The 14,674-nt window shown below is 68.2% G+C and carries 11 protein-coding genes and 2 pseudogenes; 5 read left to right on the top strand and 8 right to left on the bottom strand.

What is annotated here, in order from left to right; translation table 11 throughout:
* The first annotated feature begins 24 nt into the window (after nt 1–24).
* The gene (locus ACFVS9_RS17875; RefSeq protein ID WP_389933343.1) at nt 25–876 is read left to right on the top strand and encodes an NmrA/HSCARG family protein; all 852 of its coding nucleotides are present in this window, start codon (nt 25–27) and stop codon (nt 874–876) included.
* A 307-nt stretch (nt 877–1,183) separates the two neighbouring features.
* On the opposite strand, the gene ACFVS9_RS17870 is transcribed toward ACFVS9_RS17875, so the two are convergent.
* Entirely contained in the window at nt 1,184–1,483 is a 300-nt protein-coding gene (locus ACFVS9_RS17870) for a hypothetical protein (RefSeq protein WP_389933340.1), read from the bottom strand.
* A gap of 393 nt (nt 1,484–1,876) precedes the next feature.
* A complete protein-coding gene (locus ACFVS9_RS17865) occupies nt 1,877–2,257 on the bottom strand; it encodes an FKBP-type peptidyl-prolyl cis-trans isomerase (RefSeq protein ID WP_383112916.1) in 381 nt (126 codons plus the stop codon).
* A gap of 318 nt (nt 2,258–2,575) precedes the next feature.
* On the opposite strand from ACFVS9_RS17865, the pseudogene ACFVS9_RS17860 reads away from it, so the two are divergent.
* Nucleotides 2,576–2,901 (top strand): annotated as a pseudogene (locus ACFVS9_RS17860) (ATP-binding protein); the annotation flags it as partial.
* A 130-nt stretch (nt 2,902–3,031) separates the two neighbouring features.
* On the opposite strand, the gene ACFVS9_RS17855 reads toward ACFVS9_RS17860, so the two are convergent.
* Both ACFVS9_RS17855 and ACFVS9_RS17850 read right to left on the bottom strand, forming a co-directional pair.
* On the bottom strand, nt 3,032–3,385 hold the full coding sequence (locus tag ACFVS9_RS17855; RefSeq protein ID WP_389933604.1) for a DoxX family protein: 354 nt from the start codon (nt 3,383–3,385) through the stop codon (nt 3,032–3,034).
* A 204-nt stretch (nt 3,386–3,589) separates the two neighbouring features.
* Nucleotides 3,590–4,258, bottom strand: a complete 669-nt coding sequence (locus tag ACFVS9_RS17850) for an SDR family NAD(P)-dependent oxidoreductase (protein WP_389933337.1) — start codon at nt 4,256–4,258, stop codon at nt 3,590–3,592.
* A gap of 143 nt (nt 4,259–4,401) precedes the next feature.
* Between ACFVS9_RS17850 and ACFVS9_RS17845 the strand changes: the two genes are divergently transcribed.
* Complete coding sequence (locus ACFVS9_RS17845; protein ID WP_389933334.1) at nt 4,402–4,788, top strand: winged helix-turn-helix transcriptional regulator; 387 nt, start codon at nt 4,402–4,404, stop codon at nt 4,786–4,788.
* A 78-nt stretch (nt 4,789–4,866) separates the two neighbouring features.
* Here the strand turns inward: ACFVS9_RS17845 and ACFVS9_RS17840 are convergent, their stop codons facing one another.
* Nucleotides 4,867–5,382 carry a transposase gene (locus ACFVS9_RS17840; protein ID WP_389933602.1) on the bottom strand — a complete coding sequence of 172 codons (516 nt, stop codon included), beginning with the start codon at nt 5,380–5,382 and terminating at the stop codon, nt 4,867–4,869.
* 157 nt (nt 5,383–5,539) lie between these two features.
* Here ACFVS9_RS17840 and ACFVS9_RS17835 point away from each other — a divergent pair, with 157 nt between their 5' ends.
* A complete protein-coding gene (locus ACFVS9_RS17835; protein ID WP_389933331.1) occupies nt 5,540–5,749 on the top strand; it encodes a hypothetical protein in 210 nt (69 codons plus the stop codon).
* A complete protein-coding gene (locus tag ACFVS9_RS17830; RefSeq protein ID WP_389933328.1) occupies nt 5,746–6,477 on the top strand; it encodes a restriction endonuclease in 732 nt (243 codons plus the stop codon). Before ACFVS9_RS17835 ends, ACFVS9_RS17830 begins: the two co-directional genes overlap by 4 nt.
* A 291-nt stretch (nt 6,478–6,768) precedes the next feature.
* On the opposite strand, the pseudogene ACFVS9_RS17825 reads toward ACFVS9_RS17830, so the two are convergent.
* From ACFVS9_RS17825 to ACFVS9_RS17815, 3 genes and pseudogenes are all read right to left on the bottom strand, one after another.
* A pseudogene (locus tag ACFVS9_RS17825) lies at nt 6,769–7,001 on the bottom strand (hypothetical protein); the annotation flags it as partial.
* Nucleotides 7,002–7,031: 30 nt separating this feature from the next.
* Complete coding sequence (locus tag ACFVS9_RS17820) at nt 7,032–7,643, bottom strand: hypothetical protein (protein ID WP_389933325.1); 612 nt, start codon at nt 7,641–7,643, stop codon at nt 7,032–7,034.
* 521 nt (nt 7,644–8,164) lie between these two features.
* Entirely contained in the window at nt 8,165–14,281 is a 6,117-nt protein-coding gene (locus tag ACFVS9_RS17815; RefSeq protein ID WP_389933322.1) for a DNRLRE domain-containing protein, read from the bottom strand.
* Nucleotides 14,282–14,674 lie beyond the last annotated feature (393 nt).

Raw genomic sequence — 14,674 nt, 5'->3', positions numbered from 1 at the left:
TCATACACCGAGGAGGAGACTTCGATGGTCGACGCACCTGTACTGGTACTGGGGGCAACCGGCGGTCAGGGGAGGGCTGTGACCCACGCATTGCTGAGCCGCGGGGCCCGGATCAGGGCACTCGTCCGTGACCCGCACCGGGGAACGGCACGCGAACTGGCCGAGCGAGGCGTCGAAGTGATGGCGGGTTCGCTGAGCGACCAAGGCTCCCTCACCACAGCCATGCACCAGGTGACCAGTGTCTTCGCCTTCACCACCCCCTTCGAGGCGGGGCCGGAGGCCGAGGTGGGCCAGGGACGCGCGATCCTGGCCTCGGCCACGCACGCGCGCATCGGGCACCTCGTGTTCAGCTCCGTGGCAGGGGCCGATCAGAACAGCGGGGTACCGCACTTCGAGAGCAAAGCGCGCGTCGAGGCCGACCTGGCCTCAGGCGACGTGCCGTACACCGTCCTGGGGCCGACCTACTTCTTCGACAACGCGCTCGGAGGCCGGGAGCGCATCCAGCACGGATCCCTCGACCTACCACTTCCTCCTGACCGTCCCTTGCAGCAGCTCGCCCGCACCGACCTCGGGGCGTTCGCGGCGGAGGTGATGCTCAACCCCTCGCCCTACGTGGGGCAGCGCATCGAACTGGCCGGCGACGCTCCCACTCCCGAACAGATGGCGGCATCGCTGGGCAAGGCGGTCGGACGGGACGTCCGCCACGTACGAACACCCCTGGAGGAGGTCGGCAACGCTGATATGCATGCGATGTGGACGTTCCTCAACGGTCCCGGGTACCAGGTCGACATTCCCGCGCTGCACGACGCTCACCCGGACATTCACTGGACGCGCTTCGCGGACTGGGCCGATCACACCGTGGCCGACGAACGCTGATACCCGTGCGGAGCCGGGCGAGCAGCGAACCCGGGCGCGACCGGCCGAACGGATCCTCGCCCTCAGCCCGTCGTGCGACCGGCCCCGATGACGCGCGGTCGCCTGGCTCGGCCGCCGGGCCCCTTCCCGGGGGCCCGGCGGCGTGCTGATGACCGCGCGCACGACCGTCGAGCCCACCGATACCGCCCGGTTGAGTTCCTGGTCGGCGTCCTCGGGCCGTGAGCTGCGGAGGAGTGTGCAGCCTGTGGAGGAGGCTGCTTCCTGGCAGGCCTGGAGGCCGCCATCGACCACCGGTACGGAAGACCCGTCAGGCCCCGTGTTCCCGGACTGACGCGATCCCCGCCCTTACCGCTTCCAGCAGAGCTTCCAGGCCCTGCGCCCGCTGCCAGTCCTCGGCGGAGTGGTGCCATGTGTACTGCGCCGCCAGGGCTTCGGGCGGACCGGCCACGATCTCGACGGTCCGCCTTCCCCTGCGATCCGGTCCTGTGACCCGCAGGTCCATGTTCCGGATGTGGAACCGCAGCGGACGGCTGCCGAAGACCTCCAGGATCCGGCCGTCGAAGGTGTAGAACTCTCTTCCCGCCCTGGCCGTGGTCTCGTCGGTCACGGGCCGAAGCTACACGCGGGGACCGGCGGCTGTCAGGCCCCTGGTCCTCGAGCGACTTCACCACCGCTCACGCCCCCCGGACGGCCCCCGGCGGCGGAGGAGGCCGAGGACAAGAGCCGGAACCGGGATCCCTGCCCCCACGAGGTCCACCGGAGGCCAGGGAACGTCGGCCCGTCCCGATGGTGACGACCGGTCAGCACTCCCCAGCCGGACTCGTACCGGTTCGGTCCAAGGTCCGGGCCGGGGCCGAGGCACGCCGCGGATGATCCCGGGCAACTCCGAGCAGGGTGCCGTCACCGTGATCCCGACGGACAGGCGGCTGTGCGATCGGGGCCGGCCACCGCCTGCACCCCGGACATCACCACGAGAGGCCGGCCAAGGCGGAGAAGGTCCTCAGACCGCGACGGAGAGGAGGTCCACCACGAAGACGAGGGTCGAGCCCGCCGGGATCAGCGGCGAGGGCGACTGCTTGCCGTAGCCGAGGCGCGGGGGAACGATGATCTCGCGCCGGCCGCCGACCTTCATTCCTCTGACCCCGCGGTCCCAGCCCTTGATCACCTTGCCGCCGCCCACAGCGAACTTGAACGTCCGGCCCCGGTCCCAGGAGGCGTCGAATTCCTTGCCGGACTCGAAAGTGACCCCGACGTAGTGAACGTGGACGACCCTGCCGGGCTTCGCCTCAAGCCCGTCCCCGACGACGAGGTCACGAACTGTCAGTTCGGTGGGAGCTTCACCCGCCGGAACGTCGATCGTGGGTCTCGTCAGATCACTCATCGCAGCCTCATTCGCTCACCGTCGGACGTACTCGTGCGGACCGGCCAGTCGCATGGTCACTCGACGCAGTAGATCACCATGCTGCCCCAAGACGTCGATCTCCCGGAACGCGTCGCCGCCCAGGCCGAGACCGAACCCGCCCCCGCAGCGGACCGGCTGGTTCCCGGGAAGCCGTCGGCAACGGTGACGTCCCTGCACGAGTGGCGGCTCGCGCACCTTCCTGCGGACACCAGACCACTGCCCTCGGTCGCCCCCTGTGACCACGTGCTCCGGCGCCGTCGCATTAGTGGCGGGCGACCACCGTGAGGGAGATGCACAGTGACCCTGCCCCGCCAGCGAGGTTTGACCGAGCAGGCCGCCGACGCCGCCATCGACAGCGCCTGCCGGCTTCTGCGGCTGCCGTCGATTCGCAACGAGGTACCGGCCGTCGCCGTTCGGAGCGGCGGATCAAGGCGGCCGGATTCCCTCGGGAGAAGTCCCTGCGGGCCTTCGACTTCGACGCGAACCCCAACACCGACGCCGCCACGATCCACACGCTGGCCAGCTGTGCATGGATCAAGAAGAGCCAGCCGCTCTGCCTGATCGGCGACTCCGGCACCGGCACGTCCCACATGCGCATCGCCCTGGTCACCGAGGCCGCGATGAAGGTGCTACCGCGATCGGACCAAGGACGTCCCCGCTTGCCGGCGCTGCTGGGCAACGACGGAGCGTTACGTTCCCACTGGGCTTCGGTCAGGGCGTGATGGCGACCGCTCACGGCAAGGCTCCCGAGACTCAAACAGGTGGAGGGAGGAGCACGACAGTGGGCGGGCAGCCCTCTCTCACTGGACCGCCCGCCCACTGTCGTCTCGTGCTGGGCCGGTTCGTGGTGGGGGTGGGCACCCCGGCAAGGTACGGCCACCGATCGGGTGGTCTGTAGCTGTAGCGGCCGAAGCGTCCCCGGGCCACGAACACCGCGCCGGCCAACAGCAGGGGGTTGACCACGACCGCTGCGGATTCCCTGTGGCGGATATGGGTGCCGATGGCCAGAGCCATGATCACAGCCCGGCCGGCCGCTGCGGTCGGTGTGAGAACTGGTGCAATCCCCGTCCACGCCGGCAGGATCAGTCCGAGCGCGCCGAGCAACACGGCCCGCCGATCAACCGGAATGTGCCGGTGGAGACGTCTTCGACTCACGGCAACATCTCCGTGAGCTTCGCCTGGGCTGGATGGACTTCATCATCCCGGCCACTGCGAACGTGACGGCCAGCACTTCGGCCACGAACCACAGCGCAACGCTCACAGAGCAACTCCTTCATCCAGGGCAGGAGGGAACGGCCCGGGCGTGCCGGGTCAGACGGTGAAGATCTTCTCGGCCTGGTCGCGCTCGACGTGCAGGTCCCAGTACAGGGGAGAGATCTGACTCGCGGAGGCGCTGGGTGTGCCTTGCGGAGCGCGGTCTCCGATCCACGCTCCGATGGCCACGTGCGCGGCCTGAATGCCCTCGGGCTCAAGTTCCTTGTGCACGTTCAGGACCCACGAACGCAGGGCCGCACCGGCGGTGTTGATGTCACCGAGCATCGGGGTGGGATCCACCGACCCGGCCCCGGTGGTGAACAGCAGCGTCCCCGTACCGGCCTGCCGCATCGCAGGCAGCACCGCACCGGTGGCCGCGATCGCACCGTAGACCAGGTACCGCATCTGCAGGTTCACGTCCGTGGCGGTGACCTTGGTGGGCGTGAGGAACTTCGGCTCGGGTCCGCCCGGGGAGTATTCGAGCACGTCGATTCCCCCGAAATGCTGTGATGCGGCATCGAGGGCACCGGTCAGCGACGCGGTGTCCAGGACATCGGCCGCGAACCCCTTGGCCTTGATGCCTTCGGCAGCAAGGGTCGCGGCGTGGGCGTCGAGGTTGGCCTGGTTGCGGGAAAGCAGCGCCACGTCGAAGCCGTGGGAACCGAACGTGCGGGCAATAGCCAGACCCATACCGGGTCCGGCGCCGACGACAGCGATGGTAGACACGAAGAGAGCTCCTACGACTGGGCCGGCCGCTCGGGAAAGGAGGGAGAGCCGGCGGTTATCATTTGTTCCTTGGTAACTTTGGATAACCATCGTGGGATGGTCAAGAAGGCACTTTCAGGTGCCGTGGTTCTCTGGAGGTAACCGTGCAGGCCGACGACGGCATCGACTCGATCTGCGGAGAGGGCGGAGCCCGGGCCCGAGAGGTCCTGGACCTGGTCTCGGACAAGTGGTCGCTCTACGTCGTCGCCGCTCTGGGACAAGGCCCGCTGCGGTTCAGCCAGGCCCGGCGAGTCGTTGCCGGGATCAGCCAGCGCATGCTCACCGTGACCCTGCGCCGACTCGTACGTGACGGCCTGGTCTCACGCACCGTGGCCCCCACGGTGCCGCCGCAGGTCACCTACTCACTGACCGAGACCGGGCACAGCCTGCGTCTGGCCGTCCAGCCGCTGATCGAGTGGGCTTTCGCCACCGTCGACACCATCAACACCGCTCGCTCGGTCTATGACGCCCAGGTCGAAGATCGAGAATGACTACGACTCCGAGGGCTGTCGGCAAGTGACGGACACGGCCCAGCGGGGAACAGCAGGGTGAGTGAACGGCGCCCGCCCTCACCGACGAGGTGGATCTGGCAGGTCAGGCCGTCGCGTGAGCGTCCGAGCCTCTCGGCCGGGTGACGCTGCCGGGGCGTGCGCTTTCCCGGCAGTCTCGGCGGCTTCTTGTTTACTCCCGTGGCGTGTTGGTGGGCGTGGCAGGAGAGGGAGTCCACACTCACCACGGACCAGTCGATGTGGATGCGGCCTTCCGTCTCGGCATCGCGAGGACAGCCGCGGAGAGCCCCTCCCCTGTGCCATCCGCTGGCCAGCGCCGCGCCGATGCCGTTCGTACACGGTCCGCCAACGCCCCGAACGCGCAGGCAGATCCCGCCACGGCACTTTGGTGCGCTGCCGGAACGGAATCCCGTTGACCATCCATCGACGACTTTCCCGACGGCCGCCAAGCTCAACGGACTCCGACAGATACGACGTCAGCCGGGCCCACTCTTGATGTGTGAGCCCCCCGCCCCATGGCCACGCCGACGAGCCAGGACCGAGGCAGTCACAAGATCCGCCGGAGGGCCTAGGCAGGTCGAGGACGGGAGTGCCGCCCGGTATTCGGCCAGCATCGATGGCTTTGTGCCATTCGTCGGCAATCCGCCTTCGGTGTCACCCGGGCCCCGCTACACAAGAGGGCTGGGGCAGGCACCTGCCGCTCCAGCGATCCGGTTCAGGGGAGGTCGGGCGGTTGCTGACGATCAATGTGGCTGTGCTGCTCGCGGTCATCGTCGTCTTCAGATTGCGTCGGCGCACGGAGGCACGGAGCCGGCTGGACGAGAGGTTCACCGTGGTCATCGTCCTGGCCCTCGGGGTGCTCATCGCACCGACCTCGGTGGGCCAGGGAATCATGGACTTCCTCGGCCGGCTCGCGAGCGGCGTCACGCAGGCCGGCCGATGAGCCCCCGTCCACGCAAAGGCCGCGCAGCGGCGAGCAGCCGTCCGCCGGCACGGCGGCGGACCCGCAGGCCGGGCAGACGCCGACAGCGGGCGGACGAACGGCTGATCGGGTATCTCCTGGCCGCGGCCCTGACCGTCGCCCTGGCGGTGGCCGTCATCCAATGGCTGCTGGTCAACTGGTGGGTCCTCGTCGTCATCGGCCTGCTCGCCGTACTGGCCGGTGGCGGCCGGCTCTACCAGAGGCAGCAGCGGGCACAGTGGGAAGCCGTCCGCACGCAGGGCCTGCGCTACGGGCTGCCCCAGTTGGACGCCCTGCACCACACCCAGTTCGAGGAAGCGGTGCGCGACCTGATGCGCCGGGACGGCTGCCAGGACGCCCTCCGGGTCGGAGGCGGCGGGGATCTGGGCGCGGACGTGAAGGCCACCGACCCCTACGGGCGGCACTGGGTGATCCAGTGCAAGCACCGGCGCAAAGGCCTCGCCGGATCGGCGGTGGGGACCCCGGACCTCCAGGTCCTCAACGGAACCGCCCGCCAGGTCCACGGAGCCGACGTCGCGGTCATCGTCACGAACGGCCGCGTCACCAAACCCGCCGTGGACTTCGCCGGACAACAGCGTCTCCACGTCGTCGACCGTCACACCCTCGCCGAATGGGCCGCCGGCTCCCGTCCGTTGTGGGACCTGCTGCGTGCCGTCCCGGCGCCGCGCAAGCCGACCTCCCTCTCGTAGGGTTGGTCCGGCGGATCTTGTGACTGTTGCCCAGTCAGACGGGCCTTGCGGATGAGACAGCTCCGGGAACGTCCGAGTTTGGCCAGGGCGGTGCTGCCAGGGTGTGCGCCCCTCCTCGGCACCGGGTGGGGACCTCCTACACGCTCCGGGGGCGTGCTGGTATGCCCGGCAGATGACGGACGAAGTACACCAGCCACGAGGTTCGGCAAGCGCGCTCACGTCTTCCACGACGCCGCTGGCACTGGCGCCACGATCCGGCGGTGGCTCAGGACGTGGTGGAGCACCTGGGTTTCAGAGCCACCGCTGTGACGCCTCGACGCTGTCCCCGCCACTGGTGTCGAACGCAATCGCGCCTGGGGCGCAGGGCGTCGGACCAGATTCACGATCTGTTCGAAGAGAGGAAGCAGCGGCTCGGTCTTGCGGGTCCCGCCGCCGACGATCACGACGGCCCACGGCTGCTTGGTCAGCGATGCGACGAGGGTGCGCTCGGCGGATTCGTCGCACGCGGTCAGCGTCATGGCCGCGCCGCACCTGAGATGCGCCGTCGACCGTGCTCACGTAGCGCTCGTACCGCTCGCTTCACGGCCGACGGCGCTCCTGACGTGCGGTTCGAATGCGGTGAGGACGCACCAACTGGCGCCACCGTCGAGGCGCTTCCATGTGGTCACCGGGCGGGCGTCCATGGTCACGGTTGCGGTGTCCCGGTCCAACTCGATGGAGATGCGCAGCCTCACCGGGCCGGCGAGCGAACTCGCACAGACGAGGGTGAGCTTGCCGTGCGTGAACTCCTCGACTTCGTCGATCCGGGGGAGCGAAACCTCCTTGAGCGCGTGCAGCACGGCGTCGGTGAGCTGGTAGGCCGTGGTGTCTGCGGGGGCTGGTGTCCGGAACTCGGAAGTGCGGAAGGCAGTCGCGGCTTCCGAGGTCAGCGTCAGGCCATGACGCGACGCCGTACGCCAGGCCTGCCACGTGTCCGACGTGGTAATCACCACGGCCAGGACGACGCCGACCAGAATGCCGGCGAGTATTCCCTGGAGGAGTGCGGCCGACCAGGCGTTCGCGTCCTCCGATATCAGTACACCGGCCATCGCCGCCCCGATGACAACGGCCACGGCGGCGGCTGCCACGGCGGTGCGACGCACGGTCGCGAGCCAATAGCGCAACATGAATGGAATTCTCGTTTCCTGTGTGCGGGGTTGATCAGACTACGTCCGGGAACGGCGGTGACGCAGCCGGGGCATGGACAGATGGGGGCAGCTCATGACGGTGTGTACGCCTGGTCGATACGGTGCCGCCGCTTCAGTCGGCTGGAAAGAACAGAGGTGTGCGCTTACATGAAAGGCAGGCGGCGAAGCGCGCGGGGGATCGAGGTGGGCAAGCCCACCGGTCCACCGATCGAGGAGGCCGGCCGGCCCCGCGGATGGCGGCTCGTCGCGTACGCCGTGCTCGCCAGGCCGATCCCGTCAGCGCCTGTGAGTCCGTCGAGCCGAACGGGGAGCGTACGGGGAACCGGCCCCGGCAGGCGAGCATGAAGACGGCCGCCGAGGGTGAAGTGATTCCATTACTCCACTTCACCCAGGGCGACTTTTCATTGAAATGTGCCGTGCCGTCCGGATCCGATTGCACGCACTCAGGCCGGCATACGCCCTGGCCTCGAAGATCTGAGGCCAGGGCGCACGTGAAGGTTCTACATCGCCTTCACGAGTTTATTCCAGGCCTTGATCGATTTCTGGTCTCCGTATCCTCGGAAGACCTTGCCGCCGATCTTCTTGATCAGTTTTCCTACTGTGCCGCCGAACCCACCGATCGCGGCCCCGATGAGAACTGATTTGAGGGCGCCACGCGTGGTGAAGCCGTGCCCCCCGTGGTGGGTGTACCAGTAGCGTGCGAAGCCGCTGATCCCGCCGCCGACCGCTCCACAGACGATCGGGCCCGCGAACGGTGCGCACACCGCGCCGACGATCGCGCCGATGCCCGTGGTGAAGACGCTGCACCAGAAACCGCAGGAGCGGGGCTTCTTCTGCTTCTTCCTCCCATCGAGGTCGTAGCAGTTGACCGGGTCGCCGCCGCAGTACTCATAGGCGTTGGCATTCCCCCCGTAGATCGGGTCCACGGAAAGGAATCGGCCCGCGGTCGAATCGTAGAGACGCACACCCATGAGCGTCACACCGTTGGGTGTCTCGGCGGAACGCTGCTTCCCGCCGAGCCAGCCGTAGCGCGTCGGGTCCGTCCCGGGGAGCCGGTTGCCGAATTCGTCGTAGCTGTTGACCACGGGAGTCGTCCCGTCGGCCAGCGGAATCTGCGTGGTGATGTCGCCGTGGATGGTGGCGAGCTGAAGAACCACGTCGCCGTCGGCGCCCGTGGTGGCGATCAGGTCGCCGGCGAGGTCCTTGAGGTTCCGGCTGATACCGCTGCCGCCCTCGTCGGTCCACTCGGGGCTGTCCGAGTCCGCTCCGTAGTGGTTCTTCTTGGTGCCCGTGACGCTCCAGGCCGCGCTCTCGTCCTGCTCCTCCACCGTGAAGGAAGAGGGGCGGTTCGCCGCGTCCAGGTTGTACGTGGTGCGCTTTCCGTCGGCGGTGATCTGACGGACCAGGTCGTTGTTGTAGTAGCTGTACGCCGCCCCGCCGGCCTGCGCGGTGGTGCGGCCGAAGGCGTCGTAGACGGTGCCGTTGGCGATGAGCCTGTCAGCACTGTCGTAGGACGAGGAGACCGTCCTGGTCTCGGGGGCACCGCCATCGACGTCGTCGACGGTCGTGGTCAGGGACTTCCGGTTGCTGTTGTCGTCGAAGGCGTAGGCGCGGTGAGTCGTCACGCCCGCCTGCGAATCGTCCGTGCGCGTGAGGCGGCTGGCCGCGTCGTAGGTGTACTCCTGGTAGGCGCCGCCTCCGGTGTACGTCGTGCGGTTCACCACCTGGTCGTGGATGTTCTTGCTGAGAGACTCGCCCTGGACGGTCCAGCCGGACTCCCAGTGCCAGTAGCGCGAGGTCTCGGCTCCCGTGGGGTCGAGGTTGAACTCGACGTCCATGTTCCACGGCAGCTTCTGCTTGTAGAGGCGGCCGTCGGAGTCGTAGTAGGCCGTGACGTCGCCGATGCCTCCCATGACCGAGTCATGAGCACGGGTGGGCAGCCCCGCGGGGTTGTCGTAGGTGTAGGTCGTCTCCGAGGGGACGGAGTTCGCACTCCGGATGACCCGGTCCCGGCTGTCGTAGTCCGTGCGGGTGACGTTGCCGGTGCCGTCGTCGTAGGAGACCTCCCGGCCGAGCTTGTCGTTGGTGCGGCGGATCGTGGTGGCGCCGTCGGTGAGGGTCGCCACGGTTCCGTTGGCCGGGTCGTAGGTGACCGACGTGTCGGGGACGGCGGTCCCGGAGCCACCGGTGCTCTGCCCCTGCTTCAGGCGGCCGGCCGCGTCGTACGTGGTGGTGTTCGTACGCGTGGTGCCGTTGGCGACCTCGACCGTCCTGGCGGGGTTGCCCCACCGGTCGTACTCGAAAGTGGACGTGGGCAGCTCGTCCGGGTTGCCTGACCCACCGGTGATCTTGCCGGCCGGACCGGTCGAGCAGAGCAGGTCCGCCCACTCCGGGCGGCCCGCACAGGTACCGGTGCCCGTGCCGGACCAGTAGGTGCTGACCTTCGCTCCCGCGTCGCTTCCGTTCGACTTGGGCAGCGTGGTCCTGACGACACGCCCCTGCCCGTCGTACTCCGTGGCGCTGGTCAGCTTCAGGCCGTCGGGGTCGGTGATCTCCTTGAGACGCAGCCCCTTCGCCCAGTCGTAGGTCATCGCGGTGGTGCGGACGTCGCCATCAGCCGGGTAGCCGTCGATGAACGCCCCGACAGCCGTGGTGGTGGGCTGGTCGGAGATACCCGCGCTGCCGTCGGTGGGCCGGCCCTCGTCGTACCGGGTGACGGTATGGGAGCGGGCCGCGATCTGGGTTCCGGCCGCGAGGTCGGGGCTGTCGCTGTCGCCCTTGAGGCCCTTCGTCAAGGTCACCAGGTGCAGCGGTTCGTACTGCTCCACCAGACGGGCACCATCAGCCGAGTACACCGAGACCGAAGCGAGCTTCTGTGCCCGCTCGGCCGGGGAGTCGGCGTAGATGCCCAGTTCCTGCTGGGTGTTCACCTGGTAGTCGGCACTGCCCAGGGCGAGCTCACGGTTGGTCGCGCTCAGTTCGAACACGGTGTTGCCGAAACGGTCGTACTGAGTGGCTGTCAGGTGACGCCCGGGCAGACCCGTGTTGACCGAGACGCCGGAGGCGTTGGTGTAGGTGACAGTGGCCTTGTCGTAGTCACCCGCGCTCAGGTCGCTTCCCGTGTGGGAAGCCGGTACCTGGTCGGCGGGGAAGATCGCCGTCGCGTCAGCGGGTGCGTCCTGCTGCGCCCAGGTCCGGGTGTCGGAGACAGCCACCTGGTTCGGAGCCTTCGCACCGGAGAGCGCGACGTCGTACACCAGGGAGGTGGTGGCCTTGCCGCCGTCCACCTCGTCCTTGCTTCCCGCCTTCAGAGTGGGACGAGAGGCGGACAGGAGCATGCCGTTGCCCGCGACAGTGGCGGCGCCCGCCTTGCCGTACACGAAGGTCCACGGCAGCTGGCCGGGCGGGGTCTGGGTCAGCACACGGCCCGCGCTGTCGTAGGTGTAGGCCGTCTTCAGCGCCGGGCTGATCCGCGGATCCCACTGCTCGCGCAGTCGCCCCGAGTCGTCGTAGGCGTACTGGGAGACGACGGTGGCCGTCGCCGTGGAGGCGCCGGGGACCGTGTTCCACAGACGAACGCGGTTCACCTGACCCGTGAAGTCACCCAGGGCCGACGCGGTAGCCGTGGTCGCGGAGGCGTACTGGTACTCCAGGATCCGGCATCCCTTGGTGGAGGGAGCGTTCGCGCAGGTGGACGCCGACACGGCGGAACTGGGGGAGACCACGTACTTGGGGCGCGCCAACGGCTTGCCGTTCACGGTGATCGTGTCGGAGTACACCGTCGTGGTGGAGTTACTGGTGGGCAGAGAGGTGCTCGACAGCTGCCAGGTGTCGAAGGACGCACCGACCTTCGCGAAGACCGCGGTGGCTCCGTCGCTCTCGCGCAGGGTGAAGGACTCGGTGAGCTTCCCGGTGAGGGTGAGGTCCTCCGCTCCGGGCTCGGGCTTCCAGCCGCCGTCGTTGGTCGCGGTGAACCCGGTCTCCGTTCCGTCGGCGGCCACCACGGCCACCGAGGTCGGAGAGGTCTTGCGGAGGAACGTCCAGTCGCTGCCCGACGTTTCCGCGACCGTGCCGGCCGTCCACTGCGGACCGAAGATCGCCGCCTGGCCTTCCTGCTGACCGCCCTCGTCCGGGGTGCGGGAAGAGGCCGTGCGGGCCGCACTCAGGGAGAAGCCCGAGGCGTCGATGGCGGACAGCGTGAAGTTACCGGTCAGAGTGTTCACCGTGCCCGGTCCCACGGCTTCACCCGGTGCCGCACCCGCGTTGCGGTCCACCGTGATGGTGCTGGCCGGAGAGGCGTCGGTGCTGGCTCCGTCGGTGAAGACCGCACGGACGTCGACCGGGCCGTCCTCGCCGAACGTGTCGGTGGTGTTCCAGGTCAGTGCCTCGGGCGTACCGGTGGTGACCTTCGCGGGCCAGGCCGGCAGCGTGCTTCCGTCGGCCTTGCGGCGAACGTCGGCGACCGGGACGTCCTTCCAGGTGTCGGTCTCGCCACGGCGGTACTGGTAGCGCACCCCGGTGTCGGTGCTCTTGCCCAGACCCGCCAGTTCGGCCCGTCGAGCCGACCGGTCACCCTCACTCGGCGAGGTCAGGGCCGCGCCCGAGCCCGCGTAGAAGACGAATCCCCGGTCGGCCGAGGCGTTGCCCGCCGCGTCCTTGGTACGGGCGGTCAGGGTGTGCTTGCCGGCCCGGAACGACGGCTTGGCCGTCACCGCGGTGCCCGTGGTGGCGATCGACTGCCAGGCTCCGGCGTCCAGCTTCCACTGCACCTCCTTCACGTCCGACGTCGGCGGGGTGAGGGTGAAGGAGCCGGTGAAGTCGCCGTTGCCGTTCGGGGCGCCCGACCACTGGCCGGCCGGGAAGTCGGTGGACGACACGGACGTCATGGCCGGGGCGGTGGTGTCCACGGTCAGAGTCCGGAAGGCCGACCACGCACTGGTGGCCGAGCCGTCGCCGGCTCGCACCCGCCACTTGTAGGAACCGGTCGGCAGCGTGGTCGGCGTCCAGGTCGCCTGCGCGCCCGATGCCGCCGACACACTGCCGGACCGAAGCGCCGCGGTTCCGGTGGACGCCCACACCTCGTAGTACAGGGTGACCTGGGAACCGTCTCCGTCCAGGGACTTCGACGACAGGGCAGGGGTGCCCGAGGCCACCGAGAACTTGTCGACGGGCGCGATCAGCGTCGGCACGTTCGGGATCGAGTTGTACGTGACCGACATGTACGGGGTGTTCTTCGCGGCGTTGCCGGAGTTGAACCGCTTCCACCCGTAGGGGTCGGTCTCGTCGGCGGCCCGCACACCCAGAGCGTTGGTGCTGTTGCCGTTCGCTGCCCATGACGTGACCAGCGAGGTGACGTCCGCGTTCACCCAGCCGTCGTCACAGGCGGTGGAGAAGCCCTTGGTCTGCGTGCTGGAGGCGTACTTCGTGCCCCAGGACGGCTGGTTCGTCCAGAGGCTGGAGGTATTCGCGACTCCGGTCGACCACACCTCCCAGCCCCTGGCCGCGCAGGACCACGAGTGGTACGAGAACAGGTTCAGCTTGGCGGCCGTGATCTGCTTGCCCGTGATGTTCTTCATCGGGAAGGACAGGAACGAACGCGCCACCTGCGAGGTGCCGTTGTTACCGATCTTCAGGTCCGTGGACGCGGACTGATCGGTGGTGTAACCCTGCTGGACGAAGGTGTCGAAGCTCGCACCCACGTTGATCGCCGGGTCGATGGTCACCGGGAACTGCGTGGAGGCGTCCGCCAGGAACGTCGCGTCCGGGGTCAGCGTCAGAGTGACGGTGTCGCCGTCCTGCGCGACCTTCACTCCCACCTCGGCCGTGTGGGGACGCTCGCCGGACTTCTGGTCCACCTTCGCGTCCCACATCACCGGAGCGGGCAGCACACCCACGGTCTTGCCCTTGGCATCGGTGAAGGAGACCGAACCGTCCTTGTGCGCCTTCGCCCCCAGACCCTTGGCCTGGAGGCTGTAGGCGATCGCGCCCTTCGCGTCGACGGCGGAACGGCTCTTGAGCTCCAGGAACTGCTCGTAACCGGTACGGGTCGACTCGATCAGCAGGTCCGTCGCCGGCAACGCGTCCTTGTACCGGGCGACGTTCTTCTCGGCACCTTCGATGACGGGTGCCGGCAGAGCGCCGTACCAGCCCAGCTGGATCTGCTCCCCGGTGCGGCCTTCCAGCGTCACCAGCGGCGTACCGGCCTCGGCCGTCTTCTCCCCGGTGGCCTTCAGTCCCCTGGGTGCCGCGCTCCTGCCGCCGAGGCGCAGGTCGTGCGGGTGTCCCTTCGCGGCGACCGATCCGTCCGACATCTTCTGCAGCGAGACGTCGACGTCCTGCCAAGCGCCCTGATCGTCCCGGAACCGGACCGGACCGGCGTACGCGTCCTCCGTCACCGAGCCGTCGGCGTTCACGAAGACCGACGAGGTCTCGGTTCGTTCGTCCAGCGCCTCGATCCGACGCTTCTGGATCTTCGCCTTCAGCCGGGCAGCCGCCAGCGAATCCGCCGTCGCCGGACCCACGTCCTTCTCGCGCTTGGCCGCCGGCTGAACGCTCTGGCGCTCCACCGCAACCGCCCCCTGCCCCGTCGCGACGACCGCGGCCGCCTCGACAGTCATCAGGAGCGTCAATGCCGCGGCTACCGAACGCCAGCGTTGCATCGACGGAGGGGGTGAGAAAGGCCTGGAGGATACGACGGATCTCCGTCTTTCCCCCCGCGACTTACCTATCACGCTTGCTCCTTGTGCTGTGTGCGGATGAACCTCCACACCTTCACGGGATAATCCCATGGCCTTCACAAGGGAACTGATGGATCTTCACAACCCGCCAGGAGTAGGGGCGTCGGGCTTTGTCCGCTTCTCCCTCATACGCGGAGTGTTGAAGGCCTCACTCTCAGGTAAACCTCAAAGCGATATGTCTACTTCAGGGCTTGGGTCCAGGATGTACAGGCGCAGTCTTTTACATGCTCGTAACTTTCCGGTTCGGCCGAATAAGGTGATTACTCGCATTCC

This window comes from Streptomyces sp. NPDC058008, from assembly GCF_042886395.1.
Classification (GTDB): domain Bacteria; phylum Actinomycetota; class Actinomycetes; order Streptomycetales; family Streptomycetaceae; genus Streptomyces.
The sequence above is the reverse complement of the archived record's forward strand: the minus strand, read 5'-3'. Positions and strand labels throughout refer to the sequence as shown.

Coding starts and splice junctions, on each gene's coding strand:
- ACFVS9_RS17875 (WP_389933343.1), top strand. CDS start 25: ATGGTCGACGCACCTGTACTGGTACTGGGGGCAACCGGCGGTCAGGGG.
- ACFVS9_RS17865 (WP_383112916.1), bottom strand. CDS start 2,257: ATGAGTGATCTGACGAGACCCACGATCGACGTTCCGGCGGGTGAAGCT.
- ACFVS9_RS17830 (WP_389933328.1), top strand. CDS start 5,746: ATGAGCCCCCGTCCACGCAAAGGCCGCGCAGCGGCGAGCAGCCGTCCG.
- ACFVS9_RS17820 (WP_389933325.1), bottom strand. CDS start 7,643: ATGTTGCGCTATTGGCTCGCGACCGTGCGTCGCACCGCCGTGGCAGCC.
- ACFVS9_RS17815 (WP_389933322.1), bottom strand. CDS start 14,281: ATGACTGTCGAGGCGGCCGCGGTCGTCGCGACGGGGCAGGGGGCGGTT.